A 15,244-nucleotide genomic window follows, 5' to 3' on the forward strand; every position below is an offset into this window, starting at 1 on the left:
CGCCACAAACCGGCTGGGTTTGCGAGCGCCGTTGATCATTGCCAAGCCTGGCCCCAGTGCAGGGTCGCAGCGCTCCTTGGCAGAGGCGCTAGTTTACCGGCCGCCGCCCGGCCTGCCAAGTGCCTTGATTTATCAGGCAGCAGTCTTTGGTTTTATGGTGCTAGCCTTTCGTTGCGACGCGCTGCGAGGTCTTCTTGACGCCGCCGGAAGCCAGGTCGAAATGCACCATGAAGTAGGTTTCCTCCATCGGGGTGACGCCGGCGATGCGCCATTCCCAGATGTCTTCGCCGAGATTGTCGAACACTACCTTGGAGCCGGGCGCGCCGATCAGCCGGCGGACTTCGGCGCGGCTCATGCCGTCGCGGATCTTTGCGAGATTGGCCGGGGTCAGCACCTGTTCCATCGTGCGGACGATCTGGTCGTTGCCGATGGTGATCATGTAGCAGCTCGTGCCATTCGGCTGGCGGTTATATTCCCAGGTCACGCTGCCGTCGTCGTTGCCGAATTCGTAAGCCGGGTTGCCCATGCGCGAGCGGACTTCGGCGGCAGTGGTGATGCCTGGCTTGATTTCAGGCAGATTGACCGCATCGCAGGCGGGCAGCAGGGCGGCGCCAATGGCGGCGAGTGCGGTACTGATCCAGGCGGGAATTTTCATTTATTGCGTCTCCATTGGCGGTGAGCGAAAGCGGCCAGGCCACCGAGGCCGAGCAGGCCGGCCATGCCGAGTGACAGGGTCAGGGTCGACCCCCAAAGCAGCGGCACGATCAGGCCGGCGGCGATGCTGTTGGCGCCGGACTGGAAAAAGGTCTGGCAGGATGCGGCGAGACCGCGCTGTTCGGGGAAGGGGTCGAGGGCGAGCAGGGTCAGGCTGGGCATCGCCAGCGACATGCCGAGCGTGTAGACAAAGATCGGCATGACACTCCACGGCAGCCCGGGCGGCAGGGCGAGATTCAGGCTGACATTGAGGGTGGCGGCGCTGATCATCAGGAGATAGCCGAGGCCGATGGTCTTTTCCGGCGAGCGCTTGCCGGCCAGTCGGCCGGACAACCAGGCGCCGCTCATCAGGCCGCTCATCGCCGGACCGAACAGCCAGAGAAAGCCGGTTTCCGGCACGCCGAGGTGCTTCATCAGGAAAGTCGGCGCCGACAGCACGTAGATGAAGAAGCCGAGGAAATTCAGCGACAGCGCGGCGCAGGCAAACAGGAAGCGTGGCGAGGTCAGCACCTTGAAATAGCTGCGGCCGAGGTAGGCGGGCTTCAGCGACTGGCGCTTTTCCGGCGGCAGGGTTTCCGGCAGCAGTTTCCAGCAGGCGAAACCGAGCGCAGCGGTCGACAGCACCAGGAAGGCAAAAATCGAGCGCCAGCCGAACAGGGTCTGCAGCCAGCCGCCGATGACCGGTGCGATGGCCGGCGCCAGCGCGAACATCATGGTGATCTGCGACATCAGGCGCTGCGCCGGCGGGCCGTCGAACAGGTCGCGCACGATGGCGCGGCTGATGACGATGCCGGCGCCGGCCGTAACGCCCTGCATGGCGCGCCAGAACCACAGTTGCTCGATGCTGGTGGCGACGAAGCAGCCGGCCGAGGCCAGCCCGAACAGGCCGAGTGCGGCCAGGATCACCCGGCGGCGGCCGAAACGGTCGGCAATCGCGCCGTGCCACAGGGTCATCACGGCAAAGGCGAGCAGGTAGGCCGACAAGGTTTGCTGCACCTGGTGCGGCGTCGCATCGAGTTTTTCGCCGATCTCGTGAAAGGACGGCAGGTAGGTGTCGATGGAAAACGGGCCGAGCGCGGAGAGCGCGGCCAGCAACATCGCTATGCCGCGTGGTGCGGGACGGACTTTAGTCATGGGTGAGACGCCGATACTGGATGGCTTCTCCGACATGCGGGGCGAGGATTCGTTCGCTGCCGGCCAGATCGGCAATGGTGCGGGCGACCTTGAGGATGCGGTGCCAGGCACGCGCCGAGAGATCGAGGCGGGTGATCGCCTGCTTGAGCAGGCTGGCGCCCTTGTCATCCGGCGTGCAGTGGATTTCGACCTCGCCGGCCGTGAGCCGCGCATTCGGCTTGTGCTGGCGCTCGTATTGCCGGGCTGCCGCCGGTTCGACACGGTTGCGCACGTCGGCCGATGATTCGCCATCGCTCTTGCCGCTCAGCGCCTCGGCCGGCAGCGCCGGGACTTCGATCAGGATGTCGATGCGATCGAGGAAGGGACCGGACAGACGGCCTTTGTAGCGGGCAATCTGGTCGGGCGTGCAGCGGCATTTGCCATTGCTGTGACCGTGAAAGCCGCAAGGACACGGATTCATTGCGGCGACCAGCTGGAATTCGGCCGGGAATTCGGCATGACGGGCGGCACGGGCGATATGGATACGGCCGGTTTCCAGCGGTTCACGCAGGGTTTCGAGGACTTTTCGGTCGAACTCCGGGATTTCGTCAAGGAACAATATTCCTTGGTGCGCCAGGCTGATCTCCCCTGGACGTGGCGGATTGCCACCGCCGACCAGGGCGACCGCCGAGGCAGTGTGGTGCGGCTGGCGATAGGGGCGGATGCCGAAGGCTTCCGGGCGGAATTGCCCGGCCAAGGACAGGACGGCTGCGGACGCGCGCGCGGCTTCAATATCCAATGCCGGCATCAGGCCGGGCAGGCGGGCGGCGAGCATCGATTTGCCGGAGCCGGGCGGGCCGATCATCATCAGGGAATGGCCGCCGGCTGCCGCGACTTCCAGGGCGCGCTTGGCCTGATGTTGGCCGCGCACCTCGGCAAGATCGGGGAAAACAGGTGTTTTTTCCGTGTCGACCGCTGGCGCCGCTGCGAGCAATTGCTGCCCGGCCAAATGCGCACAGACTTCCAGCAGGGAACTGGCCGCAAGAATATTGTCGGCCCCGGTCAGTGCGGCTTCCCGGGCGCTGGATTCGGGCAGGATGAAGGCCTTGCCATTGCCGGCCGTCTGCAGCGCCATGGCGAGCGCGCCGCGAATCGGGCGCAGTTCGCCGGAGAGCGACAACTCGCCGGCAAATTCATAATCGGCCAGCGCCTTGGCCGGGGTTTGACCGCTCGCCGCGAGAATGCCCAGCGCGATCGGCAGGTCGAAACGCCCGGACTCCTTGGGCAGATCGGCCGGTGCCAGATTGACGGTGATGCGCTTGGCGGGGAATTCGAAGCCGGAGTTGAGAATGGCGGCGCGGACGCGGTCGCGCGCTTCCTTGACTTCGGTATCGGGCAGGCCGACCAGCGTGAAGCTGGGCAAGCCGCTCGCAATATGCACCTCGACCAGAACGGGTGGTGCATTGAGGCCGTCGAGTCCGCGACTGTGAGCGACGGCCAGTGCCATGTTTTAAGCCTGACGTGCCTTTTCCAGCGCTTCGACCCGGGTTTCGAGTTCTTTCAGCTTTTCACGGGTTCGGGCCAGTACCTGGGCCTGAACATCGAACTCCTCGCGTGTCACCAGGTCCAGCTTGCCGAGCAGGCCGCTGATCACGGCCTTGGCATTCTTTTCAATATCCCGTGCGGGTGAATTGGCGAGCAGCGCGCTGATTTTGGCGCCGAAATCTTCAAGGGTTTTGGGGTCTAGCATGACTTTCCTCCGTAGAATTCCAGTTTATCACAGCGCATGTTGGACTCATTTTGGAATGCCGCTCGTATGTGGTGCGTGACAGTCTGTAACTGCACGCATTTGGTGCGCCAAGTTGGTGCTGATTCCCTGATGCCAGTTGCAAATTGTTGATTTTTATTAAAAAAAACACCTGGCACGCCTCGTGCTATTTCTGTTCGGCACACTTTTATTTCATGCTATTCAAACTGTACTGTAGGAGAGAAACAATGAAAAAATCCCTGATCGCTCTGGCACTGGTTGGTGCTTTCGCCGCTCCGGCTTTCGCTGAAGAAGCCGCTGCCCCGGCTGAGCACACTTTCACCGCCAACATCGGCGCCGTGACCAACTACGTTTTCCGCGGTATCACGCAGAGCCAGCATCAGCCAGCCATCCAGGGCGGTGTCGATTATGCTCACTCGAGCGGTATCTATGTCGGCGCCTGGGCTTCTTCCATTGAATGGGTGAATCGTCGCGATTACGTCTATCAAAAAGACAACAACATCGAACTCGACCTTTACGCTGGTTACAAGGGCGCGATCGGCGACTTCTCCTATGACGTCGGTGCCATTCGTTATTTCTACCCGGGTGACTTCAATGTTGCTGGCACCGCGGTTACTGCCAACACGACGGAAGCCTACATTGCCGGTAGCTGGAAGTATTTCACGCTGAAGTACAACCGTGCGCTGACCAGCTTCATCGGTTGGGGTAATACGACTGCCGATACGAAGAGTAAGGGCAGTGATTACATCGATCTGACCATGACCTACCCGATCGATGAAACCCTGAATGTCATCGCCCACATCGGCCATCAGAACGTCAAGAACAACAGCTTTGCCAGCTACAACGATATCAAGCTGGGCGTGACCAAGGACTTCGGCTTTGCTGTGGTTGGTCTGGCTTACACCGCGACCGACGCCGATCACAAGGTTCTGAACGGCGACTACAACTTCTCTGGCAAGAACGCCGGCAAGCAGGTTCTCGCTGCTTCCATCACCAAGACTTTCTAATCCGCTTTAAAACTTCCCCGCTGGTGACCCGGCCGGCGCTGGCGGGGAAGCAACCAATATCAACCCTTGTGAGGAACTACTCATGAAATTCGTTACCGCCATCATCAAGCCGTTCAAGCTTGACGAAGTGCGTGAGGCGCTTTCCGCCATTGGCGTGCAAGGCATCACGGTCACTGAAGTGAAGGGTTTCGGCCGGCAAAAAGGGCACACCGAGCTGTATCGGGGTGCTGAATATGTCGTCGATTTCCTGCCGAAGGTCAAAATCGAGGCTGCCGTGAAGAGCGAGCAACTCGACCAGGTCATCGAAGCCATCGAAAAATCCGCCAGCACCGGCAAGATCGGTGACGGCAAGATTTTCGTCTTCGAACTCGAACAAGTCATTCGTATCCGTACCGGTGAAACCGGTACCGATGCCCTGTAAGGAGATCGCGCAATGAAACGCCTATTTGCAATGCTCGCCCTGCTCGGCGCCGTCGGTTTTGCCGCGCCGACCTGGGCTGAAGAGAAGGCCGCTCCGGCTGAAGCAGTGACGGCCCCGGCCGCTGCTGCTCCCGCTGCCGCAGCTCCGGCTGCCGAGGCCGCCCCTGCCGCTGAAGCCGCTCCGGCTGCTGCACCGGTTCCGCCGAACAAGGGTGACAACGCCTGGGTCATGGTCAGCGCCGCGCTGGTCATCCTGATGTCCATCCCCGGTCTGGCCCTGTTCTACGGCGGTCTGGTCCGCACCAAGAACATGCTGTCGGTGCTGATGCAGGTCTTCGTCACCTTCTCGCTGATCTCGCTGCTCTGGGTGGTCTATGGCTACTCCGCAGCCTTCACCGAAGGTAACGAATTCTTCGGCGTGCTCGACAAGCTCTTCCTGAAGGGTGTGACGGTTGATTCCGTTGCTGCAACCTTCACCAAGGGTGTCAATATTTCCGAGCTGGCCTACGTGATCTTCCAGGGCGCTTTCGCCGCCATTACCTGCGGCCTGATCGTCGGCGCCTTTGCTGAACGTGCCAAGTTCGCTGCCGTGCTGGTCTTCATGGTGATCTGGTTCACGCTGTCCTACATCCCGATGGCTCACATGGTCTGGTATTGGGCGGGTCCTGATGCCTACATCGATGCTGCTGCTGGCGAAGCTGCCGGCAAGACGGCTGGCTTCCTGTTCCAGAAGGGCGCGCTTGATTTCGCCGGCGGTACCGTCGTGCATATCAATGCTGCTATTGCCGGCCTGGTCGGTGCCTACATGATTGGCAAGCGTACCGGTCTGGGCAATGTTGCCATGGCTCCGCACTCGCTGACCTTCACGATGATCGGTGCTTCCCTGCTGTGGTTCGGCTGGTTCGGTTTCAACGCCGGCTCCGCTCTCGAAGCCTCTGGCGGTGCTGCTCTGGCCATGGTCAATACCTGGGTTGCCACGGCTGCTGCCGCGCTGTCCTGGATGTTTGCCGAATGGATGCTCAAGGGCAAGCCGTCGATGCTGGGTGCTGCTTCCGGTGCCGTTGCCGGTCTGGTTGCGATCACCCCGGCTGCCGGCTTCGTCGGTGTCATGGGCGCCATCATCATCGGCCTGCTGGCTGGTGTGGTTTGCCTGTGGGGCGTCAATGGCCTGAAGAAGCTGCTCGGTGCTGATGACTCCCTCGACGTCTTCGGCGTCCATGGCGTCGGCGGCATCCTCGGTGCCATGCTGACCGGTGTCTTCGCTGATCCGGCTCTCGGCGGCACGGGCGTCTATGACTACGTTGCCAACGCTGTTGGTGCCTACGACATGACCGCTCAGCTGATCTCGCAAGCCTGGGGTGTCGGTACCGTGATCGTCTGGTCTGGCGTCGTCTCCTTCGTTGCTTACAAACTGGTGGATATCGTCATCGGTCTGCGTGTGCCGGAAGACGAAGAGCGTGAAGGTCTCGACCTCACCTCGCACGGCGAAACCGCTTACCACCACTAAGATCGTTGTTTGGAGGCCGGTCCTGCGACCGGTCTCAAGCTTGCCAGAAGCAAGCTTGAAAATCTCTGTAGTCTCTCTCCTTCGGGCACCTTCGGGTGCCCGTTTTTTTGCCGGCAATGCCGGTTTTTGCCTTTTTTCAGGCGTCGACCGCCAGGCAGGGACTTACTTGATGAGCGGGAGGAGGGCGCGGAATTGCTCGGTGCCGGCGGCGTGCAGCCACTCGAAGAGAACCATCTCGGTGGTGACGATGCCGACTCCGGCTGCACGCAGGCGTTCGATGGCGGCGCTGCGGTTTTCCGGCGTGCGCGAAGAGGCCGCATCGGCGACCAGATAGACCGCGAAACCGGCGGCAAGCAGCCCGAAAGCTGTCTGCAGCACGCAGACATGGGTTTCGGTGCCGGTCAGGATGACCTGCTGCTTTTGCGCGCTGCGCAGCAGATCGAGCACGCCGGGCTCGGCGGTGCAGGAGAAATGCGTTTTCTCGAAAAAGCGGGCGTCGTGTGCCGCCGCGCGGACGGCTTCGAGACTGGGGCCGAGGCCGCGCACGTATTGCTCGGAAACGAAGGCCGGCACATCGAGCTGGCGGGCAGCTTCGAGCAGGCGGACGGAATTGGCGACGACGCGTTCGCCGTCATGAATCGCCGGCGCCAGCTTCTGCTGCAGGTCGATGACCAGCAGCAGCGAATCTTCGCGCCGGATCAGCATCGGCTCAGCGGAATACGATGGTCTTGTTGCCATGCACCAGCACCCGGTCTTCCAGGTGGTAGCGCAGGCCGCGGGCGAGCACCGTCTTCTCGATGTCTTTGCCGTAACGCACCATGTCTTCCGGCGAATCGGAGTGGTCGATGCGGATGACGTCCTGCTCGATGATCGGTCCCTGATCGAGTTCGGCGGTCACGTAATGACAGGTCGCGCCGATCAGCTTGACGCCGCGTTCATAGGCCTGGTGATAAGGCTTGGCGCCGGCAAAGCTGGGCAGGAAGCTGTGATGGATGTTGATGATCTTGCCGGCCAGGGCGGCACACAGTTCCGGCGAAAGGATCTGCATGTAGCGCGCGAGCACCATGGTGTCGCCATGCACATCCTCAAAGATGCGCTGCATCTCGGCGTAGGCCGCCTTCTTGTTGTCGGCGGTGACCGGCACATGATGGAAGGGGATGCCGTGCCATTCGACGAAACCGCGGAAAGTGTCGTGGTTCGAAATGACGCACGGGATCTCGATGTCGAGTTCCTTGGCCTGCCAGCGCGCCAGCAGGTCGTAGAGACAGTGTTCCTGCTTGGAAACCATCACCACGACACGTTTCTTGACGGCGCTGTCGTTGATCTGCCAGGTCATCGACAAGGGTTCGGCGACTTCCGTGCGGAAACGTTCGCGGAACTCGGCGAGCAGGCAGGGCAGCGAATCCGCCTTGATCTCGATGCGCATGAAATAGCGACCGCTCAGCACGTCCGAGTGGAAGCTCGACTCGAGAATCCAGCCGCCATTGCCGGCGATGAAACCGGAAACGCGGGCGATGATGCCGACCTGGTCGGGGCAGGAAGCGGAAAGGGTGTAGAAACGGTCGCGATGCATGTTTTAGGATCGAGCTATTAGGATCGAGGATCCAGTGGGGTTGGTCTTGCTAGGTCACTGGATCTCAGGCAATAAACTGAGGATTGAGGTATTAGGATCGAGGACCTAGTGGGTTTGATCTTGCTAGGCAACTCGATCCTAACGACTAGCAGCTAGCAAATGCCTTGTCGATTTCGCTGCGCAGGTCGTCGTAATTGAGGACGACCGGATACTGCGGGAATTCGCGGATGACGTTTTCCGGCGGGTGGAACAGGATGCCGCCGTGGGCTTCGCCGAGCATCGCCGTGTCGTTGTAGGAGTCGCCGGCCGCAACGATCTTGAAGTTCAGCTCCTTGAAGCGCTTGACCGCTTCCTGCTTCTGGTTCGGCATGCGCAGGTGGTAGGCAACCAGCATGCCGGCAGCGTCGGCTTCCAGCGAATGGCAGAACAGCGTCGGCCAGCCGAGCTGGCGCATCAGCGGATGCGCGAATTCGTAGAAGGTGTCGGACAGGATGACGACCTGGTAATCCTCGCGCAGCTTGTCGAGGAAGGCGCGCGCGCCCGGCATCGGGCCCATTTCGGCGATCACCTTCTGGATATCCGGCAGGCCGAGCTTGTGCTCGCGCAGGATGTTCAGGCGATAGGTCATCAGCTTGTCGTAATCCGGCTCTTCGCGCGTCGTGCGCATCAGCTCGGGAATGCCCGTGCGCTTGGAGAATTCGATCCAGATTTCGGGAACAAGGACCCCTTCGAGGTCGAGGCAGACGATTTGCACGGGTTGGCTCCTGCGGAGGTATTCGGAAGGGGGCGATTTTACCTTATGAGGGATGGGATTCGGCTGGTTTTGGGGTTTTTGGGGGAGTTGACCGGTGAGGGCGCTTCTTTGGTGGAATGATGTGCTCGTTTTACGGCTGTGGTCCGCCTGGCGGGCAGGCTGCGTTGGGCGCTTAACCGCTGCTTTCCGCGCTGCGGCGCGGGCGTACTTTCTTTTGGCGAAGCAAAAGAAAGTATGCCCGCCCGCAAGGCGGAACAGAGCCGCAAAACAAGCACAACATCTTCCGTAAGCGAGACATCCCGCAAGGCGGAACCCCAACGTAAAACAAGCACAACACCCACCGTAGCCGAGACTAAGCCCAAAAAAGAGCAAAACCGGAGGTCAGTCAACCGCTGGCAACCCCTCCAGCGCCTCATGCACCTCCAGCCAGCGCATTTCCGCCTCATCGATCTGTTCGCCAAGCAAAGCCGCCTGCTTGTGCATTTCTTCGCTTTTTGCGCGGTCGACCGATGTGTAGAAGTCAGGATCGGCAAACACGGTTTCCAGTGCTGCCTTTTCCTCGTTCCACTTGGCGAGCTTCCTTTCGAGTTGCTCGATTTCCTTGAGCAGTGGCCGGCGCTGGCTGAGGATGGCCTGGCGATTGGCCTTGGCATCGGCCCGCGACTGCAGGCGTTCGTTCTTTTCGGCGGCCATTTCCGGCTCGGCGGCGCGTTCGGCGCTGCGCTGGGCGGCCAGCCAGGCGGCGTAGTCGTCGAGGTCGCCGTCGAATTCGCTGGCCTTGCCGTCGGCGACGAGGATCAGTTCGTCGGCGCAGGTGCGCAGCAGGTGGCGGTCGTGCGAGACGAAGACCATGCCGCCTTCGAAGTCCTGCATGGCGAAGGTCAGGGCTTCGCGCATTTCGAGGTCGAGGTGGTTGGTCGGTTCGTCGAGCAGCAGCAGGTTGGGTTTGGTGCGGATGAGCAGAGCCAGCGCCAGGCGGGATTTCTCGCCGCCCGAGAAGGGTTCGATGGCGCGCATTGCCATGTCGCCGCGGAAATCGAAGCCGCCGATGTAGTCGCGCAGTTCCTGCTCCGGCGTCGTCGGTTCGAGGCGGACCAGGTGTTGCAGCGGCGATTCGTCGGGGCGCAGCTGTTCGAGCTGGTGCTGTGCGAAGTAGCCGATGTTGAGCGCCTTGGCTTCCTTGCGCTCGCCGCCCTGCTGTTCGATGGCGCCGGCGAGCAGCTTGATCAGCGTCGATTTGCCGGCACCGTTGCGGCCGAGCAGGCCGATGCGGCAGCCCGGACGCAGCACGAGCGAGACATGGTCGAGGATCTTGCGGTCGGCGTAGCCGGCCGAGGCTTTTTCGATGCTCAGCAGCGGATCGGGCAGGGCGCTGGGCGTCCGGAAGCTGAACTGGAAGGGCGAATCGGCGTGTGCCGCAGCGACCATTTCCATGCGTTCCAGCGTCTTGATCCGGCTCTGCGCCTGGCGCGCCTTGGTCGCCTTGGCGCGGAAGCGCTCGATGTAGCTGGATAGATGCGCAATCTGCCGCTGCTGCGCTTCGTAGGCCGATTGCTGCGTCGCCAGGCGCGCGGCGCGGGCGCGTTCGTAATCGGAATAACCGCCACTGGTCAGGGTCAGGCGCTGCAGGTCGATGGCGAGAATCTGGCCGACCACGGCGTCGAGGAAGTCGCGGTCGTGTGAAATCAGCAGCAGCGTTGCCGGCGTGTTCTTGAGCCAGGTTTCCAGCCAGAACACGGCGTCGAGATCGAGGTGATTGGTCGGCTCGTCGAGCAGCAGCAGGTCGGCGCGGCAGGACAGGGCGCGCGCCAGGTTGAGGCGGACGCGCCAGCCGCCGGAGAATTCGGCGACCGTGCGCGTGAAGTCGGCATCCTTGAAACCGAGGCCGTGCAGGATTTCGGCGGCGCGCGCCTTGGCCGAATAACCTTCGATTTCGCCGTAACGGGCATGCAGGTGGCCGATCGCGACGCCGTCGCCGCGCGCTTCGGCGGCGGCCAGTTCGCGTTCGACACGGCGCAGTTCGAGATCGCCGTCGAGCACGAACTCAAGCGCCGTATCGGGCAGGGCCGGCGTTTCCTGGGCGACGCGGGCGATGTGCCAGCTGGCCGGGATCTCGACATCGCCCGATTCGGCGTGCAGCTCGTTGGCAAGCAGCGCGAACAGGCTGGATTTGCCGCAGCCATTGGCGCCGACGACGCCGACTTTCCAGCCGGGGTGGATCTGGACGGAGGCATCGATAACCAGCGGGCGGCCGGCGCGGGCGAAGGTGACTTGGCGCAGTGCAATCATGAGGCGGCAGATTATAGCGGCGGGCTGCTAAAATCCCGCGCATGATCAAGCAGATTCGCTCCGAACAGCTCAAGCCGGGCATGTACATCCACGACCTCAATTGTGGCTGGCTGGATCATCCCTTCGTTTCCAGCACCTTCAAGGTGCGCGACGAGGCGACGGTGAGCAAGATCATCGAACTCGGCATCCGCGAGCTCTACATCGACACCGTCAAGGGCGCCGATGTCTGGGAGGCGCGCACGCAGAGCGAGGTCAATGCCGAGCTTGAGCAGCGCATGCAGGAAATCGCCGCCAAGAAGTCGGAGCGGCCGGTGGTGGTCGAGCTGCGCGAGGAAACCGCGCGCGCCCGGCGCCTGCACGGCGAAGCCAACAAGATCGTGCGCAACCTGATGGAAGATGTCCGTTTAGGGCAAAAAATCGAGGTCGACCGTCTGGCGCCGCTGGTCGAGAGCACCGTCGAGTCCATCTTCCGCAATCAGGATGCCTTGCTGCCGCTGGCCCGCCTCAAGAACCACGACGATTACACCTTCGAGCACTCGGTCAGCGTCTGCGCGCTGCTTGTCGCCTTTGGCCGTGCCATGAAGCTGGCCAAGGAAGATATCCGCGAACTGGCGATGGGCGGCCTGCTGCACGATGTCGGCAAGGCCAGCATCCCGGACGTGATCCTCAACAAGCCGGGCAAGCTCGATGACGCCGAGTTCACCAAGATGCAGTCGCATGTCGTGCAGGGCGTTGTGCTGCTGCAGCAAAGCGGCGGCATCAGCAAGATCGCCCTGCAGGTGGTCGGCGAGCACCACGAACGTTTTGACAGCACCGGCTATCCGCGCCACCTGGGCAGCGAAAAGATCTCGCTGTATGGCCAGATGGCGGCGATTGTCGATGTCTATGACGCCATTTCATCGGAGCGCGTCTATCACAAGGGCATGCCGCCGCCGCAGGCGCTGAAGAAGCTGCTTGAGTGGAGCGATCACCATTTCGACCCGCAACTGGTCAAAACCTTCATCCGCGCCATCGGCGTCTATCCGACCGGCACCCTGGTCCAGCTCGAAAGCAAGCGGCTCGGCGTCGTCGTCGAGCAGAATGAAGGTAACCTGCTCGAACCGGTGGTGCGGATTTTTTACCACGCCGGCCAGAAACACTACATCCCGCCCGAAACCGTGGATATCTCCAAGGTTCAGGACCGCATCGCCAGTTTTGAGAATTACGAAAAATGGAATATCGATCCCTATCACTGGCTGCCTGCCTGATCAGCCTGGCTTGCCTGGCGGCACCCGCCCTGGCCGACCAGGCTGTCGATCCGGCCCTGGAGCAGGACTGGAAGGCGCGTCTCGACAAGGCGGCTGCCCTGCAGGCCGAAGGCAAGCAGCGCCAGGCCGAGGCGGCACGCGTTCAGGCGCTGAAGGATGCCGAGTGCGAGCACAAGTTTCTCGTCAATAGCTGCCTGAACGAGAGTCGTGAAGAATACATGGTGGTTTCCCGCCAGGCGCGCTTGCTCGAAAATGAAGGCAAGGCCATCGAGCGTCAGGTCAAAAAGGAGCAGTTGAGCGAGCATGACCGCCAGCAGCGTGCCGAGGCGCCCAAACGCGCCGCCGAGTTGCAGGCACGCCAGACAGAAACTGCGGCGCTGCGTGACGAAGCGGAAAGCCGCGAAGCAGCAATCCGCACCGACAAGGAGAGGAAGGCGGCGGAAGGTGCCCGGCGCAAGGCTGACGATGCGGCAAAACAGCGCCGCAAGCAGCAGGAACACGCCGCCCGGGTTGCCGAAAAGATGGACAAGGCCGCGCGTCGGGCAGCCGAAGCGCCGGGGCAGTAGGCGAGCCGCATTCATGATTCGCAAAATTCCGATTGGCCAGTTGTTGCCCGGCATGTATGTCGTGGATCTGCACAAGCATTGGCTGGAACACAACATCTGGCAGCGCCGCTTCATGATCCGCGACGAGGCGCATGTCCAGAAGCTGGTCTACGAAGGCATCGAGGAAGTCAGTATCGATCTCGGCCGCGGTATCGACGTTCCGCCGCCACCGCCGCCACCCGAACGTAGTTCGACGGAGTTCGAGCGCAAGTTCCTGTCGCTGGCCGAACGTTTTGCCCCTGGACCGCGCCAGGTTTCGCTGGGTGAAGAGCGGCGCCGTGCCGCGCGTCTGCTCAGTGACGCCGGCAGCATGCTCAACGAGCTGATGATTGCCGCCCAGATTGGTCGTGAAGTCGACGCGGCGCGCCTTGAGCCGCTGATCGGCAAGATGCTGGAGTCGATCCGGCGCAATCCCGATGCGCTGGTGCCGCTCGCCCGCCTGAAAACCCGCGATGCCTATGCCGCCGACCACGCCGTCGCCACTGCCGGCCTGATCATCGCGCTCGGCCTGCAGCAGGGCCTGCCCGACCCGGAAATCGAAAAACTGGCGATCGGCACCATGCTCAAGGACATCGGCCAGGCGGCGCTCGACGAAACCCTGATCACCAAGCCCGGCATGCTGTCGCAGGCCGAGTATTCGACCGTCAAGAGCCATGTCGAGGAAGGCTTGGCCGTGCTCGAGGCGACCTCGCGCCTGTCCGAGACCTCGGTCGCCGTCGTGCTCGAACACCACGAGCGCTACAACGGCTGCGGCTATCCCTATCGTATGGCGGGCGACGAAATTTCCGCCGCCGGGCGCATGGCGGCGATTGTCGATACCTACGACGCGATGACGTCGGATCGCCCCTATCGCCAGGCCATGTCGCCGGCACTGGTGCTGCGCCAGCTCTTCGAGCAAGGCGGTACGCAGTTCGATCCGACGCTGGTTTCCGCTTTCGTGCGTACGGTCGGCGTCTATCCGGTCGGGACGCTGGTTTTGCTGGAAAGCGGCCATCTCGCCGTGGTCGACGAGCTGCATCAGGACAATCTGCTCAGCCCGCTGGTGCGTGTCATCTACCATGCCGGCCGGCAGCAGTACGTGACGCCGGTCGAGGTCGACCTGTCGCGCAAGGTCGGCAATCACTACGGCAAGATCGTGCGCGCCGAGAACTACGAGCGCTGGGGACTCAGTCCGCTGCGCTGGCAACCTGCCTGATCAGTTTGCGGATCGGCGTCGGCACGCCGGCGTCGGCGGCCTTGGCAATTTCCACCCATTCCAGGCCGGGCTCGGCACAGGCCTGACTTGTCGCCACCTCGCACAGCACCGGCTGCAGGGTCAGGCGAAAATGCGTGAACACATGCTTGAACGGCGTCAGCTCGCGCTGTTCGGTGACATGCAGACCAAGGCGGGCGAGCACGTCGGCCGGCTCGCCTTCGGGCGGCACCAGCAGGCCGCCCCACAGGCCGCTCGGCGGGCGCCTTTCGAGCAACAGGCGCTGGCCGTCGCTGATCAGCACGAAACTGCTGCTGCGCTCCGGCACAGCCTTGCGCGGCTTGGCCTGCGGCAGTTCGCCCTGGCGCCCGTCGCGGCAGGCGACGCATTCGGCGGCAAGCGGGCAGTAGCCGCAGCGCGGCCGGCCGCGCGTGCATAGCGTCGCGCCGAGATCCATCAGGCCCTGTGTATAGGCTTCGATATCGCTTTCCGGCAGCAGCGACTCGGCGAGTTGCCAGAGCGCACGGTCGACCGGCGCTGCGCCGGGAAAACCCTCAATGCCGAAATGCCGGCACAGCACGCGCTTGACGTTGCCGTCGAGAATCGCGGCGCGCTGCCCGAAGGCAAAGGCAGCCACCGCCGCCGCGGTCGACCGGCCGATGCCCGGCAATTCCACCAGCTGTTCGCTGCTTTTCGGGAATTTTCCGGCGTGCACCGCCACGATCTGCTGCGCACAGCGATGCAGGTTGCGCGCCCTGGCGTAATAGCCGAGGCCGGCCCAATGCTCGATCACCGCCTCGATCGGCGCGGCGGCGAGGGCGGCGACATCGGGAAAGCTGGCGAGGAAACGCTGGTAATAGGGAACCACCGTCGCCACCTGCGTTTGTTGCAGCATGATCTCGGAAAGCCAGATGCGGTAAGGATCGCGCGTGTTCTGCCAGGGCAGGTCGTGGCGCCCGGCGACTTTCTGCCAGGCGATCAGGCGGATGGTGAAGGAATGCGGAACGGCCAATTCTGCCTCGACGTGGGGGGCGGGAGCACGGATAATACGGCCT

The 15,244-nt window shown here is 62.5% G+C and carries 15 protein-coding genes and 1 riboswitch; of the genes, 6 read left to right on the forward strand and 9 right to left on the reverse strand.

Annotated features, from left to right (window positions below; genetic code table 11):
- Window positions 1-16 precede the first annotated feature (16 nt).
- Window positions 17-84: riboswitch (S-adenosyl-L-homocysteine riboswitch) on the reverse strand.
- A 76-nt stretch (window positions 85-160) separates the two neighbouring features.
- The 4 genes from KIG99_RS10230 to KIG99_RS10245 are packed head-to-tail and all read right to left on the reverse strand — an operon-like array spanning window position 161 to window position 3,577.
- A complete protein-coding gene (locus tag KIG99_RS10230) occupies window positions 161-655 on the reverse strand; it encodes an outer membrane protein assembly factor BamE (RefSeq protein WP_226460075.1) in 495 nt (164 codons plus the stop codon).
- Window positions 652-1,848: a multidrug effflux MFS transporter gene (locus KIG99_RS10235; protein ID WP_226460076.1), complete on the reverse strand. Its 1,197-nt coding sequence runs from the start codon at window positions 1,846-1,848 to the stop codon at window positions 652-654. The genes KIG99_RS10230 and KIG99_RS10235 overlap by 4 nt, the downstream gene beginning before the upstream one ends.
- Window positions 1,841-3,334 carry a YifB family Mg chelatase-like AAA ATPase gene (locus tag KIG99_RS10240; protein WP_226460077.1) on the reverse strand — a complete coding sequence of 498 codons (1,494 nt, stop codon included), beginning with the start codon at window positions 3,332-3,334 and terminating at the stop codon, window positions 1,841-1,843. Before KIG99_RS10240 ends, KIG99_RS10235 begins: the two co-directional genes overlap by 8 nt.
- Before the next feature lie 3 nt (window positions 3,335-3,337).
- The gene (locus KIG99_RS10245; RefSeq protein ID WP_226460078.1) at window positions 3,338-3,577 is read right to left on the reverse strand and encodes an accessory factor UbiK family protein; all 240 of its coding nucleotides are present in this window, start codon (window positions 3,575-3,577) and stop codon (window positions 3,338-3,340) included.
- 245 nt (window positions 3,578-3,822) lie between these two features.
- Between KIG99_RS10245 and KIG99_RS10250 the strand changes: the two genes are divergently transcribed.
- From KIG99_RS10250 to KIG99_RS10260, 3 genes are all read left to right on the forward strand, one after another.
- Window positions 3,823-4,602: a TorF family putative porin gene (locus tag KIG99_RS10250; protein ID WP_226460079.1), complete on the forward strand. Its 780-nt coding sequence runs from the start codon at window positions 3,823-3,825 to the stop codon at window positions 4,600-4,602.
- A gap of 82 nt (window positions 4,603-4,684) precedes the next feature.
- A complete protein-coding gene (gene glnK / locus KIG99_RS10255; RefSeq protein WP_226441822.1) occupies window positions 4,685-5,023 on the forward strand; it encodes a P-II family nitrogen regulator in 339 nt (112 codons plus the stop codon).
- Window positions 5,024-5,035: 12 nt separating this feature from the next.
- Window positions 5,036-6,529: an ammonium transporter gene (locus KIG99_RS10260; RefSeq protein WP_264180408.1), complete on the forward strand. Its 1,494-nt coding sequence runs from the start codon at window positions 5,036-5,038 to the stop codon at window positions 6,527-6,529.
- Window positions 6,530-6,691: 162 nt separating this feature from the next.
- On the opposite strand, the gene KIG99_RS10265 is transcribed toward KIG99_RS10260, so the two are convergent.
- The 4 genes from KIG99_RS10265 to KIG99_RS10280 form a co-directional block, all read right to left on the reverse strand.
- A complete protein-coding gene (locus KIG99_RS10265; RefSeq protein WP_226460080.1) occupies window positions 6,692-7,267 on the reverse strand; it encodes a hydrolase in 576 nt (191 codons plus the stop codon).
- Window positions 7,239-8,102, reverse strand: coding sequence for a formyltetrahydrofolate deformylase (gene purU, locus KIG99_RS10270; RefSeq protein ID WP_226460081.1), 864 nt, complete (start codon window positions 8,100-8,102; stop codon window positions 7,239-7,241). Before purU ends, KIG99_RS10265 begins: the two co-directional genes overlap by 29 nt.
- A 145-nt stretch (window positions 8,103-8,247) precedes the next feature.
- Window positions 8,248-8,856, reverse strand: coding sequence for a bifunctional phosphoserine phosphatase/homoserine phosphotransferase ThrH (thrH, locus tag KIG99_RS10275; RefSeq protein WP_226460082.1), 609 nt, complete (start codon window positions 8,854-8,856; stop codon window positions 8,248-8,250).
- A gap of 381 nt (window positions 8,857-9,237) precedes the next feature.
- The gene (locus KIG99_RS10280) at window positions 9,238-11,145 is read right to left on the reverse strand and encodes an ATP-binding cassette domain-containing protein (RefSeq protein WP_226460083.1); all 1,908 of its coding nucleotides are present in this window, start codon (window positions 11,143-11,145) and stop codon (window positions 9,238-9,240) included.
- A gap of 41 nt (window positions 11,146-11,186) precedes the next feature.
- Between KIG99_RS10280 and KIG99_RS10285 the strand changes: the two genes are divergently transcribed.
- Genes KIG99_RS10285 through KIG99_RS10295 form a run of 3 tightly spaced genes read left to right on the forward strand, consistent with a single transcriptional unit; the run spans window position 11,187 to window position 14,192 of the window.
- Window positions 11,187-12,392 (forward strand): HD-GYP domain-containing protein, encoded by a 1,206-nt coding sequence (locus KIG99_RS10285; protein ID WP_226460084.1) that lies wholly within the window; start codon window positions 11,187-11,189, stop codon window positions 12,390-12,392.
- Window positions 12,356-12,958, forward strand: a complete 603-nt coding sequence (locus KIG99_RS10290) for a hypothetical protein (protein ID WP_226460085.1) — start codon at window positions 12,356-12,358, stop codon at window positions 12,956-12,958. The genes KIG99_RS10285 and KIG99_RS10290 overlap by 37 nt, the downstream gene beginning before the upstream one ends.
- Before the next feature lie 13 nt (window positions 12,959-12,971).
- Window positions 12,972-14,192, forward strand: coding sequence for an HD-GYP domain-containing protein (locus tag KIG99_RS10295; protein WP_226460086.1), 1,221 nt, complete (start codon window positions 12,972-12,974; stop codon window positions 14,190-14,192).
- Here KIG99_RS10295 and mutY read toward each other — a convergent pair.
- Window positions 14,164-15,201, reverse strand: a complete 1,038-nt coding sequence (gene mutY / locus KIG99_RS10300; RefSeq protein ID WP_226460087.1) for an A/G-specific adenine glycosylase — start codon at window positions 15,199-15,201, stop codon at window positions 14,164-14,166. The two genes, KIG99_RS10295 and mutY, sit on opposite strands and share 29 nt — an antisense overlap.
- Window positions 15,202-15,244: the final 43 nt, after the last annotated feature.

The sequence above is a fragment of the Quatrionicoccus australiensis genome, assembly GCF_020510425.1.
Taxonomy (GTDB): domain Bacteria; phylum Pseudomonadota; class Gammaproteobacteria; order Burkholderiales; family Rhodocyclaceae; genus Azonexus; species Azonexus australiensis_A.

Excerpts from the sequence above, each read along its gene's own strand:
- KIG99_RS10285 (WP_226460084.1), top strand. The coding sequence starts at position 11,187 with ATGATCAAGCAGATTCGCTCCGAACAGCTCAAGCCGGGCATGTACATC.
- KIG99_RS10265 (WP_226460080.1), bottom strand. The coding sequence starts at position 7,267 with ATGGCAACAAGACCATCGTATTCCGCTGAGCCGATGCTGATCCGGCGC.
- KIG99_RS10235 (WP_226460076.1), bottom strand. The coding sequence starts at position 1,848 with ATGACTAAAGTCCGTCCCGCACCACGCGGCATAGCGATGTTGCTGGCC.
- KIG99_RS10230 (WP_226460075.1), bottom strand. The coding sequence starts at position 655 with ATGAAAATTCCCGCCTGGATCAGTACCGCACTCGCCGCCATTGGCGCC.
- KIG99_RS10295 (WP_226460086.1), top strand. The coding sequence starts at position 12,972 with ATGATTCGCAAAATTCCGATTGGCCAGTTGTTGCCCGGCATGTATGTC.
- glnK (WP_226441822.1), top strand. The coding sequence starts at position 4,685 with ATGAAATTCGTTACCGCCATCATCAAGCCGTTCAAGCTTGACGAAGTG.
- KIG99_RS10240 (WP_226460077.1), bottom strand. The coding sequence starts at position 3,334 with ATGGCACTGGCCGTCGCTCACAGTCGCGGACTCGACGGCCTCAATGCA.
- KIG99_RS10245 (WP_226460078.1), bottom strand. The coding sequence starts at position 3,577 with ATGCTAGACCCCAAAACCCTTGAAGATTTCGGCGCCAAAATCAGCGCG.
- KIG99_RS10290 (WP_226460085.1), top strand. The coding sequence starts at position 12,356 with ATGGAATATCGATCCCTATCACTGGCTGCCTGCCTGATCAGCCTGGCT.
- purU (WP_226460081.1), bottom strand. The coding sequence starts at position 8,102 with ATGCATCGCGACCGTTTCTACACCCTTTCCGCTTCCTGCCCCGACCAG.
- KIG99_RS10280 (WP_226460083.1), bottom strand. The coding sequence starts at position 11,145 with ATGATTGCACTGCGCCAAGTCACCTTCGCCCGCGCCGGCCGCCCGCTG.
- KIG99_RS10260 (WP_264180408.1), top strand. The coding sequence starts at position 5,036 with ATGAAACGCCTATTTGCAATGCTCGCCCTGCTCGGCGCCGTCGGTTTT.
- KIG99_RS10250 (WP_226460079.1), top strand. The coding sequence starts at position 3,823 with ATGAAAAAATCCCTGATCGCTCTGGCACTGGTTGGTGCTTTCGCCGCT.